This is a genomic window from Sphingomonas sp. (genome assembly GCF_035758555.1).
Classification (GTDB): Bacteria; Pseudomonadota; Alphaproteobacteria; order Sphingomonadales; family Sphingomonadaceae; genus Sphingomonas_B.
This window is the reverse complement of sequence record NZ_DASTXI010000246.1, coordinates 1-25,257: the sequence shown is the minus strand read 5'-3', so window position 1 is coordinate 25,257 and position 25,257 is coordinate 1. Positions and strand designations below refer to the sequence as shown.

The 25,257-nt window shown below is 67.9% G+C and carries 25 protein-coding genes; 13 read left to right on the top strand and 12 right to left on the bottom strand.

The features are described from left to right. From VFT73_RS15015 to VFT73_RS15000, 4 genes are all read right to left on the bottom strand, one after another. Positions 1–991 (bottom strand): class I tRNA ligase family protein (locus tag VFT73_RS15015; RefSeq protein ID WP_326412894.1); only part of this gene is annotated, 991 nt, incomplete at its 3' end. Positions 992–1,146: 155 nt separating this feature from the next. Beyond that, on the bottom strand, positions 1,147–1,653 hold the full coding sequence (locus VFT73_RS15010) for a DUF2497 domain-containing protein (protein ID WP_326412892.1): 507 nt from the start codon (positions 1,651–1,653) through the stop codon (positions 1,147–1,149). Positions 1,654–1,665: 12 nt separating this feature from the next. Next, entirely contained in the window at positions 1,666–3,114 is a 1,449-nt protein-coding gene (locus VFT73_RS15005; RefSeq protein WP_326412890.1) for a TolC family outer membrane protein, read from the bottom strand. A 16-nt stretch (positions 3,115–3,130) separates the two neighbouring features. Beyond that, entirely contained in the window at positions 3,131–3,781 is a 651-nt protein-coding gene (locus VFT73_RS15000) for a protein-L-isoaspartate O-methyltransferase (protein ID WP_326412888.1), read from the bottom strand. Between the two features lie 296 nt (positions 3,782–4,077). Here VFT73_RS15000 and VFT73_RS14995 point away from each other — a divergent pair, with 296 nt between their 5' ends. After that, complete coding sequence (locus VFT73_RS14995) at positions 4,078–4,800, top strand: Crp/Fnr family transcriptional regulator (RefSeq protein ID WP_326412886.1); 723 nt, start codon at positions 4,078–4,080, stop codon at positions 4,798–4,800. Here VFT73_RS14995 and VFT73_RS14990 read toward each other — a convergent pair. Genes VFT73_RS14990 through VFT73_RS14955 form a run of 8 tightly spaced genes read right to left on the bottom strand, consistent with a single transcriptional unit; the run spans position 4,797 to position 11,706 of the window. Beyond that, the gene (locus VFT73_RS14990) at positions 4,797–5,345 is read right to left on the bottom strand and encodes a hypothetical protein (protein WP_326412884.1); all 549 of its coding nucleotides are present in this window, start codon (positions 5,343–5,345) and stop codon (positions 4,797–4,799) included. The two genes, VFT73_RS14995 and VFT73_RS14990, sit on opposite strands and share 4 nt — an antisense overlap. Next, entirely contained in the window at positions 5,342–7,144 is a 1,803-nt protein-coding gene (locus VFT73_RS14985) for a family 1 glycosylhydrolase (RefSeq protein WP_326412882.1), read from the bottom strand. Before VFT73_RS14985 ends, VFT73_RS14990 begins: the two co-directional genes overlap by 4 nt. Next, positions 7,141–7,461 (bottom strand): cytochrome C oxidase subunit IV family protein, encoded by a 321-nt coding sequence (locus VFT73_RS14980; protein WP_326412880.1) that lies wholly within the window; start codon positions 7,459–7,461, stop codon positions 7,141–7,143. The genes VFT73_RS14985 and VFT73_RS14980 overlap by 4 nt, the downstream gene beginning before the upstream one ends. After that, positions 7,458–8,090 carry a cytochrome c oxidase subunit 3 gene (locus tag VFT73_RS14975; protein ID WP_326412878.1) on the bottom strand — a complete coding sequence of 211 codons (633 nt, stop codon included), beginning with the start codon at positions 8,088–8,090 and terminating at the stop codon, positions 7,458–7,460. Before VFT73_RS14975 ends, VFT73_RS14980 begins: the two co-directional genes overlap by 4 nt. After that, positions 8,083–9,699 carry a cytochrome c oxidase subunit I gene (locus tag VFT73_RS14970; protein ID WP_326412876.1) on the bottom strand — a complete coding sequence of 539 codons (1,617 nt, stop codon included), beginning with the start codon at positions 9,697–9,699 and terminating at the stop codon, positions 8,083–8,085. The genes VFT73_RS14975 and VFT73_RS14970 overlap by 8 nt, the downstream gene beginning before the upstream one ends. Then, positions 9,699–10,637 (bottom strand): cytochrome c oxidase subunit II, encoded by a 939-nt coding sequence (gene coxB / locus VFT73_RS14965; RefSeq protein WP_326412874.1) that lies wholly within the window; start codon positions 10,635–10,637, stop codon positions 9,699–9,701. The genes VFT73_RS14970 and coxB overlap by 1 nt, the downstream gene beginning before the upstream one ends. After that, entirely contained in the window at positions 10,637–11,410 is a 774-nt protein-coding gene (locus tag VFT73_RS14960) for an SCO family protein (RefSeq protein ID WP_326412872.1), read from the bottom strand. Before VFT73_RS14960 ends, coxB begins: the two co-directional genes overlap by 1 nt. Continuing rightward, positions 11,407–11,706 (bottom strand): hypothetical protein, encoded by a 300-nt coding sequence (locus VFT73_RS14955; RefSeq protein ID WP_326412870.1) that lies wholly within the window; start codon positions 11,704–11,706, stop codon positions 11,407–11,409. The genes VFT73_RS14960 and VFT73_RS14955 overlap by 4 nt, the downstream gene beginning before the upstream one ends. Positions 11,707–11,845: 139 nt before the next feature. Between VFT73_RS14955 and VFT73_RS14950 the strand changes: the two genes are divergently transcribed. The 12 genes from VFT73_RS14950 to VFT73_RS14895 all read left to right on the top strand — a co-directional run. Beyond that, positions 11,846–12,505 carry a cytochrome c3 family protein gene (locus tag VFT73_RS14950; protein WP_326412868.1) on the top strand — a complete coding sequence of 220 codons (660 nt, stop codon included), beginning with the start codon at positions 11,846–11,848 and terminating at the stop codon, positions 12,503–12,505. After that, a complete protein-coding gene (locus VFT73_RS14945) occupies positions 12,502–15,285 on the top strand; it encodes a TAT-variant-translocated molybdopterin oxidoreductase (RefSeq protein ID WP_326412866.1) in 2,784 nt (927 codons plus the stop codon). The genes VFT73_RS14950 and VFT73_RS14945 overlap by 4 nt, the downstream gene beginning before the upstream one ends. Continuing rightward, the gene (nrfD, locus tag VFT73_RS14940) at positions 15,285–16,643 is read left to right on the top strand and encodes an NrfD/PsrC family molybdoenzyme membrane anchor subunit (RefSeq protein WP_326412864.1); all 1,359 of its coding nucleotides are present in this window, start codon (positions 15,285–15,287) and stop codon (positions 16,641–16,643) included. Before VFT73_RS14945 ends, nrfD begins: the two co-directional genes overlap by 1 nt. Continuing rightward, positions 16,636–17,169 carry a DUF3341 domain-containing protein gene (locus tag VFT73_RS14935; protein WP_326412861.1) on the top strand — a complete coding sequence of 178 codons (534 nt, stop codon included), beginning with the start codon at positions 16,636–16,638 and terminating at the stop codon, positions 17,167–17,169. Before nrfD ends, VFT73_RS14935 begins: the two co-directional genes overlap by 8 nt. A gap of 143 nt (positions 17,170–17,312) precedes the next feature. Next, positions 17,313–17,732, top strand: coding sequence for a cytochrome c (locus tag VFT73_RS14930; protein ID WP_326412859.1), 420 nt, complete (start codon positions 17,313–17,315; stop codon positions 17,730–17,732). Next, a complete protein-coding gene (locus VFT73_RS14925) occupies positions 17,729–18,763 on the top strand; it encodes a hypothetical protein (RefSeq protein WP_326412857.1) in 1,035 nt (344 codons plus the stop codon). Before VFT73_RS14930 ends, VFT73_RS14925 begins: the two co-directional genes overlap by 4 nt. Before the next feature lie 56 nt (positions 18,764–18,819). Further along, positions 18,820–19,686: a hypothetical protein gene (locus VFT73_RS14920; protein WP_326412855.1), complete on the top strand. Its 867-nt coding sequence runs from the start codon at positions 18,820–18,822 to the stop codon at positions 19,684–19,686. Next, on the top strand, positions 19,683–20,291 hold the full coding sequence (locus tag VFT73_RS14915; protein WP_326412853.1) for a gluconate 2-dehydrogenase subunit 3 family protein: 609 nt from the start codon (positions 19,683–19,685) through the stop codon (positions 20,289–20,291). Before VFT73_RS14920 ends, VFT73_RS14915 begins: the two co-directional genes overlap by 4 nt. Next, on the top strand, positions 20,284–21,915 hold the full coding sequence (locus VFT73_RS14910; protein ID WP_326412851.1) for a GMC family oxidoreductase: 1,632 nt from the start codon (positions 20,284–20,286) through the stop codon (positions 21,913–21,915). Before VFT73_RS14915 ends, VFT73_RS14910 begins: the two co-directional genes overlap by 8 nt. Beyond that, positions 21,912–23,111, top strand: coding sequence for an alpha-hydroxy acid oxidase (locus VFT73_RS14905; protein WP_326412849.1), 1,200 nt, complete (start codon positions 21,912–21,914; stop codon positions 23,109–23,111). The genes VFT73_RS14910 and VFT73_RS14905 overlap by 4 nt, the downstream gene beginning before the upstream one ends. Before the next feature lie 11 nt (positions 23,112–23,122). Further along, the gene (locus VFT73_RS14900) at positions 23,123–24,877 is read left to right on the top strand and encodes a thiamine pyrophosphate-dependent enzyme (RefSeq protein WP_326412847.1); all 1,755 of its coding nucleotides are present in this window, start codon (positions 23,123–23,125) and stop codon (positions 24,875–24,877) included. Continuing rightward, positions 24,877–25,257, top strand: a 381-nt coding sequence (locus VFT73_RS14895; RefSeq protein ID WP_326412845.1) for an FAD-binding oxidoreductase, incomplete at its 3' end; no start/stop codon positions are given. The genes VFT73_RS14900 and VFT73_RS14895, both read left to right, overlap by 1 nt.

The window sequence follows — 25,257 nt, the reverse complement described above, 5'->3', positions numbered from 1 at the left end:
GGACGACGCGCTTGCGGGTGTCGAAGCGGTCCATGCCGATCAGCTCGGCGGGGACGAGGCCGTCCTGCGTCTGGACGATCCGCGCCTCGGCATCGAGCATGTTGAGCATGTCGGCGGGCTTGAACCCCGCGCGAACGCCGACGTCGAAGTCGTTGAAATCATGGCCGGGCGTGATCTTAACCGCGCCGCTGCCGAGCTCCGGATCGGCATGCTCGTCGGCAACGATCGGGCTTTGCCGGCCGGTGATCGGGTGCGCGATCTCAGACCCGATCAGGTGGGTGTAGCGCTCGTCCTCCGGATGGACCGCGACGGCCATGTCGGCGAGCATCGTTTCGGGCCGCGTGGTCGCGACCGAGATATGGCCCGAACCGTCGGCGAGCGGGTAGCGGAAGTGCCAGAAGCTGCCCTGCACTTCTTTCGTCTCGACCTCCAGGTCCGAGATGGCGGTGCCGAATTTCGGGTCCCAATTGACCAGGCGCTTGTCGCGGTAGAGCAGGCCTTCGCGGTACAGCTGGACGAACACCTTGAGGACGGCGCGGCTGAAGCCTTCGTCCATCGTGAAGCGCTCGTTGGCCCAGTCGCACGAGGCGCCGAGGCGGCGGAGCTGGCGCGTGATCTGGCCGCCCGATTGCGCCTTCCACTCCCACACCTTCGCGACGAAATCCTCGCGCGAGTAATTGGTGCGCTTGTCCTGGTGCAGCGCCATTTCGCGCTCCACCACCATCTGCGTGGCGATGCCGGCATGATCGGTGCCGACCACCCACAGCGCGTCCTTACCCTGCAGCCGCGCGTGGCGGATCAGGATATCCTGCAGCGTATTGTCGAGCGCATGGCCGATATGGAGCGAGCCGGTGACGTTGGGCGGCGGGATGACGATCGTGAACGGCTCGGCATCGTGGCGTTCCGGACGGAACAGATTGTTCGCCTCCCAATGAGGGTACCAGCGGGATTCGATCGCGGCGGGGTCGAAGGTCTTGGGCAACTCGCTCATGCGCGGGGCCTTAGACGAGGGGGGCGTGCAAGGGGAAGAGTGCGACGGGGACAGCATCGTCATCGCGAGGAGCGCAGCGACGAAGCAATCCAGCCTTGGGCACGGCTCTGGATTGCTTCGCCACCCTCGCAATGACGGCGATGGTAGCGTGGACCCTAGTTTCCCCGCCCGCTGATCCGCGCCACTTCGCGGTCGACGGTGGCCTGCACGATGCCTGGCAGGTGCGCGTCGAGCCAGTCTTTCAGCATCGGGCGCAGCATGTCGCGGACCAGGCCTTCGAGCGTGTTGTCGGCGGCGGGGTCTTCCGGCTTCACGACCATCCGTGACAGTGCGGCGAGCGCGTGGCGGGTCGCGGCCTCGGTGGTGGCAGAGAGAAGCGCGCCGGCTTCCTCCTCCGCCGAAGGGGCCGGTGGCGTCGCGGGCGGCGCGACCGGAGCCGGGGCGATTGCCGGCGCTTCCTCGGCACTCATCGAGTCCGGCTCCAGCTCCGGCATCGTCACCGGCTCGCCGACCGGCTGGTTCAGCTCCAGCACGTCCGGTTCGTCCCCGGATTCGGGCGCGGGCGTGCCGCGGCGCGGCACCAGCGTCTCGGTGTCTTCGGCAATGATGCGTTTGATGGAGGAGAGTATCTCCTCCATCGACGGCTCGTTCGTCTGGCTCATGCCCTGTTCCGGCTATTTCGGCCCGGCGATTGTTTCCGGCCTCTGCGAGGGCGTGTCAACGGTGCGCGTCGCGATCGTCTTCGGATCGGGGTCACTGCTCCAGTCCCAGATCTTGTGGCGGACGCGGCGGTAATTGGCGGTCGGATCGTAGAGCGTCACGCCTTCGAGATCGAGATCGCGAGCCTCCGCCTGGCCCATCGCAGCCAGGAGCGTGAAGGCTGCGACATAGGCATTGCGGCGCGCCGAGACGAGCTGGACCTGCGCGTTCAGCAACTCCTGCTCCGCGTTCAGCACTTCGATGATGGTGCGGTTGCCGACGCTGTTTTCGGCGCGCACGCCTTCCAGCGACAGGGTGTTGGCGGACACCGCAGCCTCGGCCGAGCGGATCACTTCCTGCGACGACTTCCACGCCGCGAACGCCGCGCGGACCTGCTGGATCACGCTGCGTTCGGCGGCGATCACCTGCTCGAGCGACTGCGACTCGCGTGCCTGCGCCTGGCGGGTCTGCGCAGCGGGGCGGCCGCCCTGGAACAGCGGAATTGTCGCCTGCACGCCGGCGACGGCCTGGCTGGTCTTCTGCGCGATGGGGACGCCCTCGACGCCCGAGCCGAGCGTGCCGAGATAGTTGGAATATTGGCCGCGGGTGAAGGCCGACAGCTTCGGCCGGACGCCGGCCTCTGCGACGCGGACGTCGTATTTGGCGGCTTCGCGGTTGCGCTCGGCGGCGGCGAGGTCCGGATTCTCGTGCAAGGCGACCGTGATCGCGGCCTCCGGCGTCGCCGGCAGGTTCGGCAGCGGCGGCGGCGGCTGGAGATTGTCCGGCGTGTCGCCGACCAGCGCGATGTAGCGCTCGCGGCTGGCGATATAGTTGGATTCGGCGGTGCGCAGGTCGCCCTGGGCCAGCGACAGCCGCGCTTCCGACTGGGCGACGTCGGTGCGGGTCAGGTCGCCGACCTCGAACCGGTCGCTCGTCGCCTGAAGGTTGACCTCCAGCTGATGGACGTTGGCGCGATTGAGCTCGACGATCGCGGAATCGCGGATCACGTCGTTATAGGCGGCGACCACCTGGCTGAAGATGCTCGATTCGGTGCCGCGCAGGCTCTCCACGCCGGCCGCGACGCGGCGGTCGGCCGCGCGGACGGCATTCTTGACCGCCCCGCCCTGGTAGATCGGCACGGTGAGGCCGATCGTCGCGTCGATGCTGCGCGCCGGAAAGGTGAACGAGTTGGCCGGGGCGAGATAATTCTCGCTGTAGCCGGCGGTCACTTCCGAGCTGGGCAGGCCGGCGGCGCGCTGGATCGGCACATTCTCGTCATTCGCTCGCTGCTGGGCGCGCGCGCCGGTCAGCGTCGGGTTGCTGGCATAGGCCTTGGCGAGCGCCTCCTGGAGCGTATCGGCCGCGGCGGGCGCTGCGAGGGCGAAGGCCGCCGTGGTCGCGATCAGAATCGTTGGGAAGCGCATTCCGGGGTTTCTCTCTTTAGAACACGAAAGCTTTGGGTCGGGCGAAGCCGGGCAAGGCTGCGGATTCGCAATCGGCGAACAAGTCGAGGCCGAAGCCGGCGCCGGCCTTGCGGCCGATCGCCAGCCGCGACGCACCGCGGTCAAGGATCGCGCAGGCGAGCCGGCCGGTCTCGGCAAGCTGGGCGACCAGCGCGTCCGGCACCTGCTCGATCAAGCCGTCGACGACGATCAGGTCATAGGGCGCGGCCGCAGTCCAGCCCTGGTTGAGCGGGCCTTCGACCAGCTCGATCCGGGTGCCGCCGAGATTTTCGCGGGCGAAGGTCAGTAGCGCCGGATCCTCCTCCAGCGCGACGACATGGGTGGCGAGCTTTTCCAGCAGCGCGGCGGTGTAGCCGCTGCCGGCGCCGACCAGCAGCACCTTGTCCGACGCGCGGACGGCGGCGGCGGTCAGCATCAGGCCAGTCGCTTCGGGGATGTTCAGCGCGCGGCCCGAGCCGAGCGCGACCGGGCGGTCCATATAGGCGAGGCTGCGGCGCTCCACCGGCACGAATCGCTCGCGCGGGACCTCGGCCATCGCCGCGACCACGCGCGGATCGTTGACGCCGGTCGTCCGCAGCTGGCTTTCCACCATCGCGCGGCGCATCGCTTCGAAATTCTGCTCGGTCATCGGCCTGCCTATTCGCACAACTGTTTTAGTGACGCAATACACTTGCGTTCCAGTCGCGTCTTATCGGCAAGGGCGGGCGAGGCCAAGCGGGGCATGCCGGGTTATCAGCAAAGCCCGTGCCAGCGCTCGCCCGCCAGAGCAGCGCCGCCGCAGACGTGCGCCGGAATGTCCGGAAACGGACACGTCCTGTTCGCACGCGGACAGAGCGGTTTCCGCGTGGCAGGCATGCATTTGTCTGCTAAACATAGGCTAAAGATCGCCCGCGCAGTTCCGGACGCCAACCGGGGAGGTTTCGTATGAGTCTGAATGAGATGCACCGCTTCGCGGCACTCGCCCAGGAAGAGCGTCGTCATCTCGAGGCCGCGCTGACCAGCCGCAGCCTCCCCGCACGAACCAGCCTGTTCGGCGAAGGCGACACATCCGGCACACTCTACCTGCTGGCCGAAGGCTGGGCATTCCGCCACCAGACCGCGCGCAACGGCAGCCGCCAGATCGTCGGCCTCGCCCTGCCCGGCGACTTCTGCAACCTCGACGTGCTGGCGTTCGGGCGAATCGATTACGGCGTCAGGATGCTGACGCCGGGGACGCTGCTGACGATCGAGCGCGACAAGGCACTGGCGCTGGGCGTGTATTTCCCGGCGATCGCGGCCCTCTTCTCGCAGACCGCCTTCGTGGAGAATGCGATCCTGAGCCGCTGGACCTTTTGCCTGGGCCGGCTGTCGGCGCAGGAGCGGCTGGCACATCTGCTGTGCGAGCTCGCGGTACGGCGCGGCTATGGGCTCGATCGGCGCCAGATCAAGATCGAGCTGCCGCTGACCCAGGAGCAGCTGGCGGACGTGCTGGGGCTCACCGGCGTGCATGTGAACCGGGTGCTGCAGAGCCTCCGCTCGCACGGGCTCGTGACCAAGCGCGGGCGCGTGATGGAGATTTTCGACTTCCCTGCCCTGCGCGCGATGGCCGGCTTCGACCCCGCCTATCTGCATCGCGAACCCGCGCGGAAGGAAACCGTCGCCGCCTAGCCGCCGTCGCGCGCGCTCGACATGCGGCGATAACGCTGCGGTGCTTTCCCTTCCGGATTGCGGCGATGCAGGCTCACCTCCCGCGGCGAGGGCGCATTCTCGAGCGTCCGTTTGACGCTGTTCTGTGCGAGCGGGAAGACGGCGCCGAACAGCAGTCCCCACAGCAGATGCGCGGCGAGCAGCCAGGCGGCGTGGGTACCGATCGCGACGGGGCGGCCGAGCCACCATTGAAACAGCGTGATCGGGCCCAAGGTCCAGGTCAGGAAGCCCCAGCCGAGCCCGAACAGCCAGCCGCCGCGGCGATCGTTGGCGGCGCGCAGGAAAATCGAGCCGTAGATGCCGCCCGAGACGGCCAGGCCGGCGATACTGAGCAGGACCAGCAGCCATTCCGGCACGCCAATCACGGTGGCCGGCATGCGCGCCGAGCCGGTCAGCCAGACCAGCGCTGCGGCGGGAACCGCGGCAACGCCGGCGGCGATGGCACCTGCGACGCGCGGCCGCTGCAGCGGGGAGGGATCGGTGCCCTGGAAGGGCCAACCGCTCATCGTGCCGCTTCCTTTTCCTGCTCCGGCTGCGGCGGCAGCGCCGCGGTCTCGTCCAGCTCGCCCCAGCGCGGGCAGACAGTCGTGCTGTCGCGGAACATCTCGATCAGCTGCTTGTAGGCCAGGCCGACGCCGCGCACGTCGCGGTTGAGGTCGAACAGGCCGACCGGCGTGACGTTTCCGATCGGGCGGCTGACCGCGATGTCCCAGTCAATCTGGTCGGTCAGGCTGTACCAGGTGAAGCCGACCACCGGCACGCCCGCTTTCCGGATCAGCTCGACATTGTGCCACTGCCGCCACAGCCACATCGGCGCGTCGGACGGATCGCGGCTGTTGGTTTCGGTGTGCATTACCATCCGCTTGTAGCGGCGGTAATATTGCGAGGTGATCACGTACCAGCCGAACAGCTCGCCCATCGCATCGGCATGGCCGTCGCGATCGATCACCTTTTCGTTCCAGTCGTAATAGTCGACGCCCAGGATCGTGCGCCCGGGCACTTGCTGGCTCATGAACCAGGCATATTCGTCCTTCGGCATGCCGTTGGCGAACAGGAAATCGCGCACGTCGTCGCGCGGCGGGTGGGCGTAGAGCAGGTCGAGCGGGATGAAACGACGCTCATTTTCGAAATCGGCGATCTTCTCGATTTTCGGGTCCGGGCAGCAGGGCTGATAGAACTCGCTGCTTTCGTTGTTGACGAAGATCGCATCGGGCCGCTCGCAGCGGACCGCCTGGGTGACCAGCACGGCCGCCTTGGCGAGGTGCCGCGCGGCGGTGACGAACGAGCGTTCGTCGGTGCACTGCTCGTTCCACAGCCCTTCGAGCGCGGACAGGCGCGCGCAGACATACATCTCGTTGATCGGCGTGTAGTGGCCGATCCAGGGATAACGCTTCGCGAAGGCGCCGGCATAGTCGCCGAGCGCATGGCACAGTTCCGGATTCTGGAAATTGCCGAGCCAGTCGGGGAGGCCGAAATGGCAGAAATCGATTATAGGCCGGATGCCAAGCTGCTGCATCGCGGCGGCGACCTGGTCCATGAACGCCCAGTCGTAGCAGCCCGGCCCTTTCAGGATCAGGTGCAGCGGCGGTCCGAAGCGCAGGTAGGAGATGCCGAGCTCCCGCACCAGCTCCAGGTCGCGGCGCCAGTGGCGGTAATGGCCGCAGGTCGCCATCTGGTCGACGCGCCAGCTGCCCTTGTCGAGCGTCGGGTAGCTGCATTCGATGCCGGTCGCGAACATGAAGTCGCTCAGCGACGGCGGGTCCGGCGCGGGCTTGAAGATCAGGTCGGGCACCGCGCGGTCCGGCTTCGGCGCGCGTTCGGTGCCGACCTTCTGCCCGACCGGACGTGTGTAGAGCGCACCCATCACCGCGCCCCAGATCGCATGGCCGAAGGCGATGCCGAGCGGGCCGATCCAGCCGTCGGCAAGGCCGAACAGCCCGGACCAGGGGAAACGCGTCATCGGTACGTGCATCAGCTCCAGCTGAGGCCGCGCGATCAGGATCGCGAGCAGCGCCGGCACGGCGGCGAAGACCAGCCCCTGCTGCCACGGCCGGTACGGCAGCACCGACCAGAAGAAATAGGCGTAGAAGATCGCCCAGAGCGCGCCGACGCCGAGGTGCAGCGCCATGCCGGCCGGCCACCACAGCCAGCTTTTGCCGTCGGCGACAAATAATGTGCCGAGCAGGCGCACCATGTCGAACATCGGCACGCCGGCCCAGATCAGCAGCCGCGCGGCGGCTTCCCAGGCCAGCGCCCCCGCGACGCCGGCGAGAATTGCCTTCCACCAGGAAACGACGCGGATCATCGCTTCGCCGGCAGCTCGTGGCGCTGGAACGCGTTGGGAATGTAGTTTTCGTGGCGGCTCGAATAATCGGCGCCGGTCAGGCCGAGCAGGATCAGCAGCCAGAGAAAGCCGGCGCCTGCGAACACGCGCACCAGGCCGGAGCTGCGCCGCAACTCCATGAAGAAGACCACGACGATCAGCGCTTTCAGCGATGCGATCGCAATCGCGACGGCGAGGTTCCAGCGCCCGAGCGGCAGGAAAGCGAGGCCGGTGGTCGTCGCCAGCAGGACGACGAGAGCCGCCCAGCAGGCCCATATCCAGCGGAGCGCGCGGCTCACCCTGCCCTCCCCGGCAGATAGATCAGCGGGAACAGGAAGATCCAGACGATGTCCACGAAATGCCAATAGAGGCCCACCATCCGGAGCATCGGCGGGCGCGGAGGGCGCCCTGCCCCGGTCCGCAGCGCGATCACTAAAACCATCGCGATGCCGATCGTGAGATGGACCGCGTGCAGGCCGGTCGCGAAGAAGTAGAAAAGGAAGAACAGCTCCGCGATCCCGCCATAGCGGCCGAAATCGAAATTCAGCGCGGGAACCAGGCCCTCGCGATATTCGAGCCAATATTCATAGCCCTTGATCCCGATGAAGGTGAGGCCGAGCGCGGCGGTGCCAAGCAGGCACAGCATGACCGTGCGCCGCCGCGCCACCTCTTCGGCCGCGACGGCGGTCGCCATCAAGGCACTGCTGGTGAGCAGCACCGCGGTGTTGATCGCGCCCAGCGCGACCCTGGTGTGGCGCGCGGCCGCGGCAATCTCGTCGGGCCAGGCGATCCGATACGCCGAATAGGCGGCGATCAGCGCACCGAAGAACAGCACCTCGGTCGCAAGGAACGTCCACATGCCGAGCGTCGCCGCCTCGCGCTGTTGCGGCACGGTCGCATACTGAAAGGCGGGCGCCGCTTCAGACATTCTCGGCCTGCGGCCGAGGCTGGCCGTCCACATAGTCATAGGGCCCGCGTATGACGACTGGCGTCTCGTCGAAGTTCCGCGCCGGCGGCGGCGAGCTGGTCAGCCATTCGAGACCGGTCACGCCCCATGGATTGTCCGGCGCGCGCGGCCCCCAGACGAGCGACCAGAACAGGTAGAAGAGCGGCATCGCATAGGCGACGGCGAGCGTGCTCGCGCCCGCCGAGGACAGCACGTGCCAGATCTGGAATTCCGGCGGATAGGCATCGTAGCGGCGCGGCATACCGAGCCAGCCGAGCACGAATTGCGGGAAGAAGGTCAGGTTGAAGCCGAAGAACATCAGGATCGCAGCTGCGCGCGCCCAGCCTTCGGGATAGAGGCGGCCGGTGATCTTCGGCCACCAGTAATGCAGCCCGCCGAAGAAGGCGCTGACCGATCCGCCGACCATGATGTAGTGGAAATGCGCGATGACGAAGTATGTGTCGGTCACGTGCACGTCGATCGCGAGCGCGGCCAGGAACAGGCCCGTAAGCCCGCCGACCGTGAACAGGCCGATGAACCCGAACGCGTACAGCATCGGCGCATCGAAGCGGATCCAACCCTTGTGCAGCGTTGCCACCCAGTTGAACACCTTGATCGCCGAGGGAACCGCAACGAGGTAGCTGAGGAACGAGAAGACGAGGCTGGCATAGAGCGACTGGCCGGCCACGAACATGTGATGGCCCCAGACGAGGAAGCCGATCGCGGCGATCGCGACGCTGGCCCAGGCGACGAACTTGTAGCCGAACATCTGCTTGTGGGCGTAGGCCGTCACCAGCTCTGAAACGATGCCGATCGCGGGCAGCACCATGATGTAGACGGCCGGGTGGCTGTAGAACCAGAACATGTGCTGCCACAGGATCGGATCGCCGCCCAGCGCCGGATCGAAGATACCGATGCCGAGCACGCGTTCGGCAACCAGCATCAGCAGGGTCATCGCGAGCACCGGCGTCGCCAGCACCAGGATCACGCTGGTCGAATAGAGCGACCAGACGAACAGCGGCAGCCGGTACCAGGTCATGCCGGGCGCGCGGAGCTTGTGCGTGGTGACGATGAAGTTGAGACCGGTCAGGATCGACGAGAAGCCCGACAGGAAGATGCCGAGCACGGCCAGCGTCACATAGCCGTTCGAGAAGGCCGAGGCATAAGGCTCGTAGAAGGTCCAGCCGGTGTCGACGCCGCCCAGCAGCAGCGCGAGCACCGTCAGCGCGCCGCCGGCAATGTAGAAATACCAGCTTGCAAGGTTCAGCCGCGGAAAGGCGAGATCGCGTGCGCCCAGCATCAGCGGCAGCACGAAATTGCCGAGCGTGGTCGGGATCGACGGCACCAGAAAAAACCAAACCATGATCACGCCGTGCATCGTGAACAGGCGGTTGTAGGTATCGGGCAGGACGAGGTCGGCCGAAGGCGTGACCAGCTCCAGCCGGATCAGCACCGCCGCCAGCCCGCCGATCAGGAAGAAGAACGTGATCGACGCGAAGTAGAGCAAGGCGATCCGCTTGTGATCGGTGCTGAACAGCCATGAGCGGATCGTCGTCTGCGCAGTCAGATAGTTGGGGCGGCCGCCGTGCATCAGCTTGCCCCCTTCCGGCCCAGCGACTGGACGTAGGCGACCAGCCTGGCGAGATCGTCCTCCCCCACCTGCCCGGCGAAGGACGGCATGACCGGATCGTAGCCGGCAGCGACTTCGGATTTGGGCAGCAGGATCGAATCGCGGACATAACGCTCATCGGCGGTGACGACGCGGCCGTCCTGAAGCGCGACAGGGCCGCCATAGACGCCGTTCAGGTCGGGCGCGCGTACGGTGCCGCCCGGGCCGTGGCACCCGCTGCATCCGAAGGCGTGGAACAGTTGCTCGCCCTGGGCGGCGAGGCTCGGCTGCCCGCCCTGGTCGCGGAGCCAGCCGGCAAAAGCGCGCGGCTCCATCACCGTCAGCCAGCCGCCCATCCGCGCATGATCGGTGCCGCAATATTCGGCGCAGAACAAATGGTAACGTCCCGGCCTATCCGCCTGGAACCAAAGCGATTCATAGCGGCCGGGCACGACGTCCTGCTTGACCCGCAGTGCCGGCACGTAGAAGCTGTGGATCGTATCCTGCGAGGCCATCACGAGCCGTACCGCACGGCCGGCGGGAACATGCAGCTCGTTGATCTCGCGCTGACCGCCGGGATGCTGCGCCTTCCACATCCATTGCTTGCCGACGACGAAGATCTGCACGGCATTCTTCGGCGGCTGGTAGAGGCGCAGGTAAAGGTCGGCGCCCCAGACGGCGAGGCCGACGAAGATCAGCAGCGAGGCGGTCGTCCAGCCGACTTCCCATTTCCAGGTCTTTTCGATCGTATGGCTGCGATCCGCGTCGCGGCCCACCCTGTAGCGCGCCGCGAAGAAAATCAGCATGAAGCAGACGAAGCCGGCAGTGAGCACGGTGACGATGACAAGCGCGATGAACAGCGCGTCCATTTCCCCGGCATAGTGCCCTGCCTCCACCGGCCAGACCGGGAAGCCGCGCATCAGCGGGTCCGCTCGCGCCGGAGTGCTGCGAGGACGTAGAGGACAAGCGCGGCGACGGCGCCGAAGGCGGCGATGCGGAGCGCCTGCATCGCGGTATAGGCGATCGTGCCCGCCTGCGGATCGTAGCCGAAGCAGAGCAGCAGTAGCGGATGCGCGGGCGGCTCCACCTGATCGCGCGCAGCCTCGGCGACGGCGGTCTTCAGCGCCGCCGGACCATGCTCGAAGCCGAGCAGGTAGCGCGAGATGCGGCCGTCCGGCGTCAGCACGACGAAGCCGGCGGGGTGAGCGTATTGGCCGATCGCCTTGTCGAAGCGATAGCGGAAGCCGATCGCGTCGGCGATGCGGCGGACAGTGGGTGCGGGGCCGGTCAGGAAGTGCCAGCCGGCAGGGTTCGCGTGCTCGCCGAGATAGGCGGTGCGCGCCCTGGCAGCGTCTTCGGGGCCTTCATGCGGGTCGATGCTGACGGCGACGAACTGGAGGTCGCGGCCGGGCTGCAATCCCGCAGCCTTCAGGTCCCGCACCAGCCCCGCCAGCACCAGCCCGCACAGGTTCGGGCAGTGGAGGTATTCGAGCACGAACACGGCCGGCTTGCCGTCCAGCAGCAATCCCAGCCGGACCTTGCGACCGGATTCATCGAGCAGCACCGTGTCCAGCGGCACCTGCGCGCCGGGATGCTGGCGGAAGGCGAGCGCGCCGAACTGCGAAGGCTGCAGCCCCGCGGCCGCAGAGGGAGCGGCGACGGCGAGCAGCACCCCCGCCAACGCAGCCTTCATCGGCGCCAGCCCTCCGCCGCGACGGCGCGCATGGCCGCGTCGATGCGCCGCAGGCGGGCAGTTTCGGCCGCTTCGGTGCGCGCGAGATCGGCTTTCGGTGCGACCTGCAACCGCGGCGCCGGCGGCAGCGCAGCGATCGGCCCTTTTGGCCGATCGACCAGCGAGCGGGCGAAGACCAGGTTCAGCACGATCATCACCAGGACCACCGTCGCGGCAAGGCCGGCGGCGAGCGCCACGATCAGCCAGGGAGACGCGTCGGACCGTTCGAAATCCTGCGCATGATCGGCTTCGGACATCGGCGGGTGCCTCGGGGAAACGAGCGGGTCGCCCAAGCGAACGGACCTTGCGAATAATCGTTCCGCCCTTGGGAACCGGACGCGGAACTTAGCTTATGTTTGGTCCGTTCGTCGGCCGTTCCCAGATGAGAGGGCCCGGGTGGCGCAGATATTCTCGCCGACGGCAGATACGTGGCTGCGCGCCATCCTGATCGCGCTCGTTCTCGGCACGGTCGGATCGTTGCTGCTCGGCGGCACCGTCGCCCGATCGCAATATGTGACGAGGGTCGCGCGCACGCCGATGCAGCCGGTGCCGTTCAGCCACAAGCATCATGCCGGCGAGCTCGGCATCGACTGCCGCTATTGCCACACATCGGTGGAGACGAGCGCCGATGCCGGCTTTCCGGCAACCCATGTGTGCATGACCTGCCATTCGCAGCTGTGGACCAACGCGGCGATGCTGGCACCCGTGCGGCAGAGCCTGGCCGAGAACCGATCGATCGAATGGAAGCGCGTCGCGCGAGTGCCGGACTTCGTCTATTTTCGCCACGACATCCATATCGCCAAGGGCGTCAGCTGCTTCGAGTGCCACGGTCGCGTCGACCGGATGCCGTTGATGTTCCGCGCCAAGGCGTTCGAGATGCGCTGGTGCCTCGACTGCCACCGCGATCCGGCGCCGCATCTGCGGCCGCAAGCGGCGGTGCTGGAGGCCGACTGGCCGCCGCCCGCGGACCGGCGCGCGCTGGGCGAGCGGCTGATGAAGCTCTACCGGATCAAGGGTCCGGACGAACTGACGCATTGCGCGGTGTGCCACCGGTGAGCGAGGGGCGGCTCTGGCGCGGGCTCGAGGAGCTTGCCGGGACGGACGAATTCCAGGCGTCCGTCGCGGCGGAATTCCCGGCCGTCGCCGACCTGTTCGCGACCGACCGGCGCGCTCTGCTGCAGGTGATGGGCGCTTCGCTGGGGCTGATCGGCCTCGCCGGGTGCAGCCCGAAACGGTCCGACGACGCGGTCCCGTTCGTCAACCGGCCCGAGGACATGATCGACGATCAGGTCGCGCACTATGCGACCGCGATCCCGCTCGACGGATACGCGCAGCCGGTGATCGCGACGAGCGTGGCGGGACGACCGATCAAGCTGGACGGCAATCCCGATCACCCGATGAGCCGCGGCGCGTCGAGCCTGTTCACCCAGGCGGCGATCCTGGACCTGTACGATCCTGACCGGAGCCAGGCGCCGATCTTCCGCGGCAATGAGGCGAGCTGGGCCGACTATGACGCGATGATTGTGCGGATGCGGCGCGCCTGGGCGGCGAACGGCGGCGACGGGCTGCGGCTGCTGATCGGGCCGACCAGCTCGCCGACGCTGATCCGCCAACTGGACGCGCTGACGGCGGCGCTGCCGAACGCGCGCGTGCATGCGTTCGATCCGCTTGCCGGGGAAGCGCCGTTCGAAGCGCGGCCGGATCTGGCGGCGGTGCGGACGGTGGTCAGCCTCGACGACGACCTGCTCGGGCCCGGCCCGGCGCAGGTGCCGAACGTCGCCGCCTGGGCCTCGCGGCGCGGGCCGAACGTGCCGGCGAAGGAGCGGCTGCGGCTGTTCATGGCGGAGACGACACCGACTCAGACCGGCAGCACCGCTTTCGCGCGGCTGGGGGTGTCGCCTTCGCGGGTGCCGCTATTGGCGGGGGCGATTGCGGCGGGGCTGGGGCTTGGGCCGGCGCAGGACGGCCTGACGCGACCCGAGGCGCAATGGGCCGCCCAGGTGGCGGCAGCGCTGAAGCGCGATCCCGGGCTGGTGACGGCCGGAGCGCATTGCCCGGCTGCGGTCCACGCGCTCGCGTTCAGGATCAACGAAGCGCTGGGCACCAGGGCGGTGCGCTACATCGCGTCGGTGCGCTATCCGGGCACGGCGTTCGGCGAGCTTGTCCGCGATCTGGAGGCGGGGCGCGTCAGCACGCTGATCGTGCTCGACGCGAATCCGGCCTATGCCGCGCCTGCGGACGTGGATTTCGCGCGGCTGTACCGGCGCGTGCCGCTGCGCATCCATGCCGGACTGCATGTCGACGAGACGGCGATCCTCAGCGACTGGCACCTGCCGCTGCCGCACATGCTCGAAGACTGGAGCGACGCGCGGGCGGTCGACGGCAGCGCGACGATCATCCAGCCTCTGGTCGATCCGCTTTACGATACGCGGTCGGTGCACGGCATCGTCGCGGGGCTGACCGGCGATCCGGCGCCTTCCCGCGAACTGGTGCGGGCGACCTGGCCGATGGACGAGCAGGCGTGGCGCGAGGCCGTGCGTGCCGGGATCATCCCCGACAGCGCCGCTGCACCCGTGACGCCGGGCGCGTTCCCTGCCCCGCCTGCGCCAGCCGCCGCCGGAGAGGTCGAAATCCTGTTCAGGCCGGACCCGACCATCCGGGACGGGCGGTTCGCGAACAATGGCTGGCTGCAGGAACTCGGCAAGCCGCTGATGAAGGTCACATGGGACAATGTCGTCGCGCTGAGCGTCGCGCTCGCCGACCGGCTGGGCGTCGGCAATGGCGACCTGGTCCGCGTGTCGAGTGGCGGGCGCAGCATCGCCGGCCCGGCCTGGGTCATGCCCGGCCAGCCGGAGCGGAGCGTCACTCTGTTCCTGGGCTATGGCCGCAGGCGCGCAGGGCGCGTGGGGAGCGGGGTCGGCTACGACGCCTATGCGCTGCGCAGCTCGGCCGCGCCCTGGACGACGTTCGGCCGCATCGAGAAGGTCGCGGGTCACCACGCGCTTGCGACGACCCAGCTGCACCACGCGCTCGAAGGGCAGGATCTGGTGCGCACCGTCTCCGCCGCGCATCCGGAAGCCGCCCGGCCGGAGGAGCGCGACCAGGCAAGCTTCTACCCGCGCTGGAAGGAGGAGGATGTCGCCTGGGCGATGACGATCGACCTCGATCTGTGCACCGGCTGCAACGCCTGCACGATCGCCTGCCAGGCCGAGAACAACGTGCCGGTGGTCGGCAAGGACCAGGTCGCGCGCGGGCGCGAGATGCACTGGCTGCGGATCGACCGCTATTACGACGGCCCGCCTGAGCAGCCGCAGACTTATTTCCAGCCTGTTCCCTGCATGCATTGCGAACAGGCGCCGTGCGAGATGGGCTGCCCGGTCCACGCGACGGTGCACGGGCCCGACGGGCTGAACGAGATGGTCTATAACCGCTGCATCGGCACGCGGACCTGCTCCAGCTACTGCCCCTACAAGGTGCGCCGCTTCAACTGGTTCGACTATACGACCAAGGCGCCGGAATCGGTGCAGGCGCAGCGCAATCCGGACGTGACGGTGCGCGGGCGCGGCGTGATGGAGAAATGCACCTATTGCGTGCAGCGCATCCGCGGCGCCGTGGTTCAGGCCGATATCGAGAAGCGCGATGTTCGCGACGGCGAGGTGCGGACTGCCTGCCAGCAGGCGTGCCCGAGCCAGGCGATCGTGTTCGGCAATCTGAAGGATGCGGGCAGCGCAGTCGCCAAGGGGCGTGCTTCCCCCCGCAACTACGCGCTGCTGGGCGAGCTCGATACCCGGCCGCGCACGACCTACCTGGCGCGGATCGCGGACGAGGAGGCGTGATGGCGAGCACCTCCCCGCCGATCCTGCCGCTCGACCAGTCGCTGCATGACGTCAGCGTCGAGATCGGCCGCGTTCCCTTGCGCTTCCCCGCGCGCGTGCCGTGGCTGATCGCCTTCCTGTTCAGCCTGGGGCTGCTGCTGCTGTTCGTGGTCTCGGTGACCTGGCTGCTGACCTGGGGCGTCGGCGTCTGGGGCCTCAACATCCCGGTCAATTGGGCCTTCGCGATCCACCTCTACGTCTGGTGGCTGGGGCTCGGCCATGCCGGCACGCTGATTTCGGCGATGCTGCTGCTGATGGGGCAGGACTGGCGGAACTCGCTGAACCGCTTTGCCGAGGCAATGACGCTGTGCGCGGTCGTATGCGCCGGCATCTACCCTATCATCCATCTGGGCCGGCCGTGGTTCTTCTACTGGATGTTCCCCTACCCCGCGACGATGGGCGTGTGGCCGCAATTCCGCAGCCCGCTGGAATGGGACATCTGGGCGGTCCTGACCTATCTGACCGTGTCGCTGCTGTTCTGGTATATCGGCCTGGTCCCCGACCTGGCGACGGTGCGCGACCGCGCGAAGAAACGTGGCTGGCAGGTGTTCTTCGGCATTTTTGCGCTGGGCTGGCGCGGCTCGGCGCATCACTGGGCGCGGTGGCAGAAGGCGTATCGGACAACCGCCGCGATCGCCGTGCCGCTGGTGGTTTCGGTGCACAGCGAAGTGTCGCTGCTGTTCGCGTCGGGTCAGGTGCCCGGCTGGCACTCGACGATCTTCCCGCCCTATTTCGTACTCGGCGCTGCCTTTTCCGGCTTCGCGATGGTGGCGATGATCGCGCTCGTCGTCCGCCACTTTTTCGGGCTGAAGGAGATCGTCACCGACCGGCACATGGACGTGCTGGCGAAGGTGCTGCTCGCGAGCGGGCTGATGACCGCCTACGGTTATGTGTTCGAAGTGTTCGACGCATTCTACTCAGGCGGAGAGCGCGAGATTGCAACCACTTACGACCGGTTCTTCGGAATATATGCATGGAGCTATTGGGGCGCGATCCTGTTCAACTTCGTACCGCTGCAGGGGCTGTGGTTCCGCAGGGTCAGGCGGAGCCCGGTGCTGCTGTTCCTGATCGGCACCTCGGTCGTGATCGGCATGTGGCTGGAGCGCTACATGATCCTGGTCACCAGCCTGTACAAAGACTTCCTCGTCTCCTCCTTCGGCGAATATCACACCACCTTCTGGGACTGGGGCACCTATCTCGGCACGATCGGGCTGTTCTTCACGCCGTTCCTGCTGTTCATCCGCTACATCCCCTCGATCTCGATCTTCGAGGACAAGGAAGTGCTGGCGCGCGAGAAAAGGGAAGCGCGCGATGGCTGAGGCGCCGATCCTGGGTCTGCTCGGCGAATTCGGCACTGCCGATGCGCTGCTCGACGCAGTCAAGCGCGCGCGGGCGGAAGGTTACCGCAGGCTGGATACGTTCAGCCCCTATCCGGTCGAAGGCATGGCCGAAGAGCTGGCGATCGGCGACAGCCGCGTCGGCTGGCTCGCGGTGATCGGCGGCGCGGTCGGGATCGGAGCGACGCTGCTGCTGCAGATCTTCGTCAACCGCGACTATCCGCTCGACGCCGGCGGGCGGCCGCTGATCGCCCTGCCCGCCTTCTTCGTCGTCGATTTCGAGATCATGATCCTGTGTGCCGTCACCTTCGCGATCGTCGGCATGCTGTGGATGAACCGCCTGCCGCGGCTGCACCACCCTTTGTTCGGCACGCCGCGGTTCAGCCTGGCGTCGGACGACCGGTTTTTCCTGTATATCGAGGCGGACGATCCGAAGTTCGACCGGGACGGCACGCGCGGGTTCCTTGGCTCGCTGGGCGCCTGGACGATCGAGGCGGTGCGGCCGTGAGCGAGGGAAAACCGTTCGCTTCGAGCGAAATCGAGAAGCGCGTGCACCAGCGACCCTCGTTTCTCGACTTCGCTCGAAACGAACGGAGTTGGGGTGTTCTGCTTCTCCTCATCCTCCTCGCCGGGTGCGGGCAGAATCTGCGGATGACGGACCAGCGCAAATATGCGGAGTGGGAGCATGGCCGGCTGTTCCGCAACGGCCGCGTCGTGCAGGCACCGCCGGCGGGGACGGTATCGCGCTCAGCCGGTTCGGCCGACCCAATGGCTGAGCGGCCCCCGATGAGCCTGGCGCTGGTGCAGCGCGGGCGCGAGCGGTTCGAGATTTTCTGCACGCCCTGTCACGGCCGCAGCGGCGACGGCAACGGCATCGTCGTCCAGCGCGGCTTTCCGCACCCGCCCGACTACGCCGCGCCGCGGCTGGTGAACGCGCCGGACCGCTATTTCTACGACGTCATCACGAACGGGCACGGCGCGATGTACAGCTATGCCGACCGCGTGCCGCCCAAGGATCGCTGGGCGATCACCGCCTATATCCGCGCGCTGCAACGGAGCCGGGCGTCGTGAGCGCGGAGCGGAATGCGCTGGCCGTAGGCGTCGCCGGCCTTGTCGGCGTGGTCGTCGGGCTTGCCATCGCACCGCCGATCGCGCTGACGGCCTGGACCGCAGCGGCGATCGGCTGGGCGGAGGCGCCGCTCGGCTGCCTTGCGCTGCTGATGATGGTGCAGCTGGTCGGCGGCAGCTGGCGACCGTTCTTTCGTGAGGCGTTTGCGGCGGGCGCGGCACTGCTGCCGCTGACCGCGCTGACATTCGTGCCGGTGCTGATCGGCGCAGCGTGGGTGTATCCATGGGGCGATCCGCACGTCGCGGCCAGCCTGCCTGCGTTCAAGGGCGTGTGGCTGTCGCCGGCCTTCTGGAGCATGCGCACGATTCTCTATTTCGCGGTGTTCATCGGATTGCAGCAGGCGCTGGTGCGCGCGCCGGAGAGGATGCGGGATGGCATCGCGGCCGGCGGACTGATCGTCTGGGCGCTGCTCGGATCGTTCGCGGGGGTGGACTGGCTGGAGTCGATCGAACCGTCGTTCCATTCTTCCGAATACGGGCTGATCTTCCTCGCGGGCACATGGATCGGCGGGATCGCGCTGGCGCTGGCGATCACGTTGCCCGGGCGGGACAAGGCCCCCTTTGCCGCAGCCGGCGTGTTCGTCACCGCGCTGCTGTTCTGGGGCTATGTCCACGCGATGCAGTATATCGTGATCTGGTCGGGCGACATTCCGGCCGAGGCGCACTGGTATCTGCGCCGGACCGAGACCGGCTGGGTGTTCGTCACCTGGGCATTGGTGGCACTGCAGTTCGTGGCGCCGTTCCTGGCGCTGCTGAGTCCGGCTGTGCGCGCAAGCCCGGGGGCGATGCTGGCAATCGCCGGCGTGACGCTGGCGATGCGGCTGGCGGAGGCAGCATGGATGCTGCTGCCGCCGACCCGCCTTCCTGTGCTGCCGACCGCATTGATGCTGGTCGCGAGCTGGGCCGCAATCGGCGGTCTCGGGACCGCACTGCTGCTGCGCCGGGCGCGGATGCGGACCGCCGCAGAAGTTTGATCCAGTTTAAATTCGGGACTGCGCAACCCGCCGCCGCGTGACGGCGTTGATCGTTCATGTCTGCCCATATCCCGGAGCCTTCGCGGCGGCCGCTGCTCGCGGTCGGCCTGGGCGCCGTGACGGCAGCTGGAATTGCCGGGGCGCTTGCCTGGCGGATGTGGAAGCGACCCGAGCCACCGGAGGCCTCGGCGGTACGAGACCTGCGAGCGGGGGCGGCGCTCCTGTCGCTCGCCGTGCTGCTCGACAGCAGCATCGAGCATTACCGCGGCGAGTTCAGGAACCCGGCGATGGTGGTTGCGCCGACGCTGGCGCTGGCGACGCTCGGCATGACGGCGGTGGAGGACAAGGCGGCGCCCTATGTGTTCGGGGCCGCGCTGGCGGTCGGCGCGGCGGGCGTGGGCTTCCACAGCTATAACATCGGCAAGCGCGCGGGCGGGTTCGACATGCTGAACCTGTTCTACGCGGCACCGCTAGGGGCGCCGGCGGCGCTGAGCCTGGCAGGGCTGTTCGGGCTGGCGGCCGAGCATCCGGACATCGCCAAGGCTAAGCGGATCGCGCCGATAACAGCGGCAGCTTTGCTGGGGACGGCAGCGGAAGCGGGGCTGCTGCATTTCCGCGGCGCCTTCCAGAACCCGTTCATGTTCGCGCCGGTGACGCTGCCGCCCGCCGCTGCCGCAGTGACGGCGGCGAGCGCCGTCAGCCCGGCCGCGGCCAAGGCTGCACGGCCGCTGCTGATGGGGACGGCGCTGCTCGGCATCGCCGGGCCGATCTTCCACAGCTACGGCATCCACCGGAACATGGGCGGCTGGCGCAACTGGAGCCAGATGCTGCTGCAAGGTCCGCCCCTCCCCGCCCCGCCCGCGTTCCTGGGCATCGCGCTCGCCGCGCTGGGCCTGCTGCCGTCGCTGGAGGCGCGGCAATGAGCGGCTTCAAGACGCCATATCCCGATTACGACGTGCTGAAGAAGTGGGACACGCCGTCCTGGAACGATCAGACGCGCGCGGTCGTGCGGCGGCGACTGGACGCGGTGCCGGAGCGGCGATTCCTGACCGAGGCGGAATGGGCGCTGCTGGAGACGATTGCCGCGCGGCTGATGCCGCAGCCGGAGCGGGACGAGCCGGTGCCGATCGTTAACTGGATCGACGAGAAGCTAGCCGAGGACCGGCGCCCGGGATACCGCTATGCCGACATGCCGCCGATGCGCGATGCGTGGCGGCAGGGGCTGGCGGCGATTGCGGGCGAAGCGCGCGAGCGGCACGGGAGGGATTTCCGCGAGCTGTCGCCGGATACGCAGGACGCGCTGCTTCGGGTTGTGCAGGCGGGCGAAATCGACGGGCGGCATTGGGGCGACCTGCCCGCCGACCGTTTCTTCAGCGAGCTGCTGCTGAAGGAGATCGTCGCCGTCTATTATTCGCACCCGGCGGCGTGGAACGAGATCGGCTTTGGCGGTCCGGCCAGCCCGCGTGGTTATGTGCGCCTGGGGTTCGACGAGCGCGACCCTTGGGAAGCCGAAGAACGCGATGCGTGAGCCGCGAGCGATCGACGGACGCGCGCCGGACGTGTTCCGCCCGGGCGGCTGGTTGCGGATGCGCAGCTATGGCGACGACGAGGAGGTCGACTTCGCGATCGTCGGTACTGGCGCAGGCGGCGGGACGCTGGCGGCCAAGCTGGCCGAGGCCGGCTTTTCGGTGGTGGCCTTCGATGCCGGGCCGTTCTGGCGGCCGCTGGAGGATTTCGCGTCGGACGAAGCGGCGCAGGGCGATCTCTACTGGACCGACGAGCGGATCAGCGGCGGCGCGGACCCGATCCAGCTGGGCAGCAACAACAGCGGTCGCGGCGTCGGCGGCAGCACGGTGCATTACACGATGATCGCGCTGCGCTGGCGGCCAGACTGGTTCAGGGCGCGCTCGACGCTCGGCTACGGCCGCGACTGGCCGATCAGCTTCAAGGAGCTGGAACCCTATTACGAGGAAGCGGAGGAGGCGCTGAAGATCAGCGGCCCGGTCCGCTATCCCTGGGGCAAAAGGCGCAAGCGCTATCCGTATCGCGCGCATCCGGTGAACGCATCGGGGCTGGTGCTGGCGCGCGGGTGCGAGCGGATCGGGATCGGCTGGTCCCCCCTCCCCCTCGCCACCCTCTCGGCCCCGCGCGGGATGGCGCATCCGTGCGTCTATCGCGGCTTCTGCAAATATGGCTGTTCGACCAACGCCAAGCAGAGCGTGCTCGTCACCTTCATCCCGCGGGCGATCGCCGCCGGCGCGGAGGTGCGCGACCTGGCAATGGTCGGGCGGATCGAGATGGGGAAGGACGGGCACGCGAGCGGCCTGCTCTATCACCGCGCGGGCAAGTGGCGGCGGCAGAAAGCGCGCCACGTGGTGGTCGCCGGCTATGCGATCGAGACGCCGCGGCTGCTGCTGAACTCCGCCTGCCCCGAATTCCCGGACGGGCTCGCCAACGACAACGGGCTGGTCGGCACGCATCTGATGACGCACTCGGGCCCGGGCGTCTGGGGTGTGCTGGACGAGGAGATCCGCAGCTACAAGGCGCCGCCCTGCATGGCCGGCACCGAGCACTGGAATTACTGCGACGACGGCAAGGATTTCCATGGCGGCTATGCGTTCATGAGCCAGGGGCCGCTGCCGACCGACTGGGCGCAGACGCTCGCCGCGCGCGGGCTATGGGGCATGGCGCTGCGGCAGGAAATGACCCGCTACAACCACAGCGCGGGCCTGGTCCTGGTCGGCGAGACCGAGCCGCAGGCGCACAACCGGGTCGAGCTGGCGGACGAGACCGACCAATATGGCCTTCGCATCCCGCGGGTGACCTTTTCCTATTCGGAAAACGATAGGCGGCTGATCGCGCATGGCCGCAAGTCGATGAAGGAAGTGCTGGACGCGGGCGGCGCGCATCAGCTGTGGGATACGCACGACACCTCGCATCTGATGGGCGGCTGCCGGATGGGTGACGACCCCAAGGACAGCGTGGTCGATGCCGACGGCCGAAGCTGGTCGATCCCGAACCTGTGGGTCTGCGACGGGTCGCTGTTCCCGACCGCGGGCGGCGTCAATCCGTCGCTGACCATCCAGGCGCTCGCCTGCCGGATCGGCGACCGGATCGCGGCGATGGCAAAGCGCGGCGAGCTGAATCGATGACGATCTACACCAACATCGAGGACTTGCGCGTCGAGGCGGCGCGGCGCGTGCCGAAGCCGTTCTTCGAATATGTCGAGAACGGGTCGTACGACGAGCTGACCTTGCGCGCGAACCGGCGCGACCTGGACGCGATCCGCTTCCGCCAGCGGGTGATGCTGAACGTGTCCGAGCGCAGGCATGGGGGCACGATGCTGGGCGAGCCGGTGACGATCCCGCTTGCGCTGGCGCCGACCGGGCTGTGCGGTTCGATGTGCGCGAACGGCGAGATCAAGGCCGCGCGCGCGGCCGAGCGGTTCGGCGTGCCCTTCTGCCTGTCGACCATGTCGGTCGCTTCGATCGAGGACGTCGCCGCGAAGGTGGAGAAGCCGTTCTGGTTCCAGCTTTATCTGATGAAGGACCGCGGGATCAGCGAATCCCTGATCGGCCGCGCCAAGGCGGCGGGCTGCTCGGCGCTGGTGCTGACGATGGACCTGCACGTCGAGGGCCAGCGCAACCGCGACGTGAAAAACGGTCTCGGCATTCCGCCCAAGCTGACGCCGGCAAACATCTGGAGCATCGTGAGCCATCCCCGCTGGGCGCTGCCGATGCTCGGCGCGAGCGAGTGGACGTTCGGCAACCTGAAAGACGAAGTGAAGAATTCGGACGATCTCGGCGAGCTGGCCGAGTGGGTGAAGAGCCAGTTCGACCCGAGCTTCGACTGGCACACGATCGACTGGGTGCGGCAGCGCTGGGGCGGCAAGCTGATCGTCAAGGGCATTCTGGACCCGGACGACGCGCGGCTGGCGGTGAAGGCCGGGGCCGACGCCGTGCTCGTCTCCAACCATGGCGGGCGGCAGCTGGACGGCGCCGCGTCGACCGCCTCGCAGCTGCCGGCGATCCGCGACGCGATCGGCGGCGCCAAGGCGGAGCTGTGGGCGGACAGCGGCATCCGATCCGGGCAGGACGTGCTCAAATTCCTGGCGATGGGTGCCAGCGCCTGCATGATCGGCCGCGCCTATCTCTACGGGCTCGGCGCTGGCGGCGAGGACGGGGTGATCAAGGCGCTGGAGCTGATCCGGGACGAAATGGACGTGACGATGGCGCTGACGGGTCTGGCCGACGCGTCGAAGGTGCCGCCCGACCTGATCCTCGGCGCGCCCGAGCGCGCGGCACAGGAACCCGCGGCGGACGCATACATTACTCATCTTGACGGATAGGAGCAGCAGCAATGGCGATGACCGGCGGCGACGTGCTCGTCGAAACCCTGATCGACTGGGGCGTGGATACGATTTTCGGCATCCCCGGCGACGGCATCAACGGCGTGTTCGAAGCGCTGCGCAACCGGCAGGACCAGATCCGCTTCATCCAGGTGCGGCACGAGGAAGTCGCCGCCTTTGCGGCCTGCGCCTACGCGAAATGGACAGGGAAGCTGGGTGTGTGCCTCGCCACGTCCGGGCCCGGCGGCGTCCATCTGCTGAACGGCATCTACGACGCGAAGCTCGATGGTCAGCCGGTGCTGGCGATCACCGGCGCGCAGCATCACGACCTGCTCGACACCTGGACGCAGCAGGACATCGACCTCGACAAATTGTTCATGGACCCGACCGCCTATAGCGCGCGGATCATGGGGCCGGCCCATGTCGAGAATATCGTCGAGATGGCGTGCCGCACGGCGCTTGCCTATCGCCAGCCGACGCACGTCACCATTCCGGTCGACATCCAGTCGATGCCGGTGGACAAGGCGAAACGCTCCGAACGCAACATCAAGCATCACGTCTCCAACATGATGGCGCGCGGCGGCCAGCTGCCCGACCGCGGCCAGCTGGAAGACGCGGCGGCGATCCTGAACCAGGCGAAAAAGCCGTTCATCCTGGCCGGGCGCGGCGCCCTGGACGCGCGAGCGGAGCTGGAGGCGATCGCCGAGCGGCTGAAGGCGCCGATCGGCACGCCGCTGCTCGGCAAGGGCGCGGTTCCTGACCGCAGCCCCTATGCGACGGGAGGCGTCGGCCTGCTCGGCACCCGCGCCAGCCAGGACGCGCTGGAAAGCTGCGACACGCTGCTGATCGTCGGCTCGTCCTTCCCCTACATCGAATTCTATCCCAAGCCCGGCAAGGCGCGCGCGGTGCAGATCGAAATCGATCCGAAGCGGATCGGCCTGCGCTATCCGGTCGAGGCCGGGCTGGTCGGCGACAGCAAGCGCGTGCTGGCCGAGCTGCTGCCGATGCTGAAGCCCAATGACAGCGGCGACTTCCTCGAGACCGCGCAAAAGGCGATGGGCAAGTGGCGCGAGCTGATGGATGAGCGCGGCACGCGCACCGACAGCCCGATGAAGCCGCAGGTCGTGACCCACGAGCTCAACAAGCTGATCGACGACGACGCCATCCTGATCACCGACAGCGGCACGATCACCGCCTGGACCGCACGCCATGTCGAGATGCGGGGCGAGATGAAATTCAGCTGCTCCGGCACGCTCGCCAGCATGGCATGCGGGCTTCCCTACGCGATTGCCGGTGCGGTCGCCTATCCGGGCCGGCAAGTGGTCGCAGTGATCGGCGACGGCGCGATGGCGATGCTGATGGGCGATCTCGTCACGCTTCGCAAATACGGCCTCGACGTGAAGATCATCGTCATCAAGAACAACACACTCGGCCAGATCAAATGGGAGCAGATGGTGTTCCTGGGCAACCCGGAATATGGCTGCGAACTGGAGCCGGTCGACTTTGTGCGCGTGGCTGAAGGCTGCGGCATCCGCGCGATCCGGATCGACGACCCTGCGCGCTGCGGCGAGCAGCTGCGCGAGGCGCTGGCCACGCCCGGCGCCTGCCTGATCGAAGCGGTCGTCGACCCGAACGAGCCGCCGATGCCGCCGAAAGTCGAGGTCAAGCAGGCGCTGCACATGGCCGAGGCGCTGGCGAAAGGCACGCCCAATCGTGGCAAGATCGCGCTCACCCTCGCCTCCGACACGGTGCGCGAGCTGGTCTGATGCCGGCCCCTGCACGGGGGCTGGAGCGGGCGCTGACGCATGCGCTGGGCGATGCGGTCGATTTCAGCGCGCAGGCGCGGGCACTGTTCGCGACCGACGCGTCCAATTACCGGCAGGTGCCGATCGGGCTGGTGGCCCCGCGCAACCGCGACGAAGTCATCGAGACGGTGCGCATCTGCCGGGACCACGGCGCGCCGATTCTGCCGCGCGGCGGCGGCACCAGCCTTGCCGGCCAGGGCTGCAACGCGGCGGTGACGATCGACTTCTCGCGTCACCTGCATCATGTGATCGAGATCGACCCGGCGGCCCGGCGGGCTAAGGTCGAGCCCGGCTGCATCCTCGATCGGCTGCGCGATGCCGCGACGCCGCACGGGCTGACC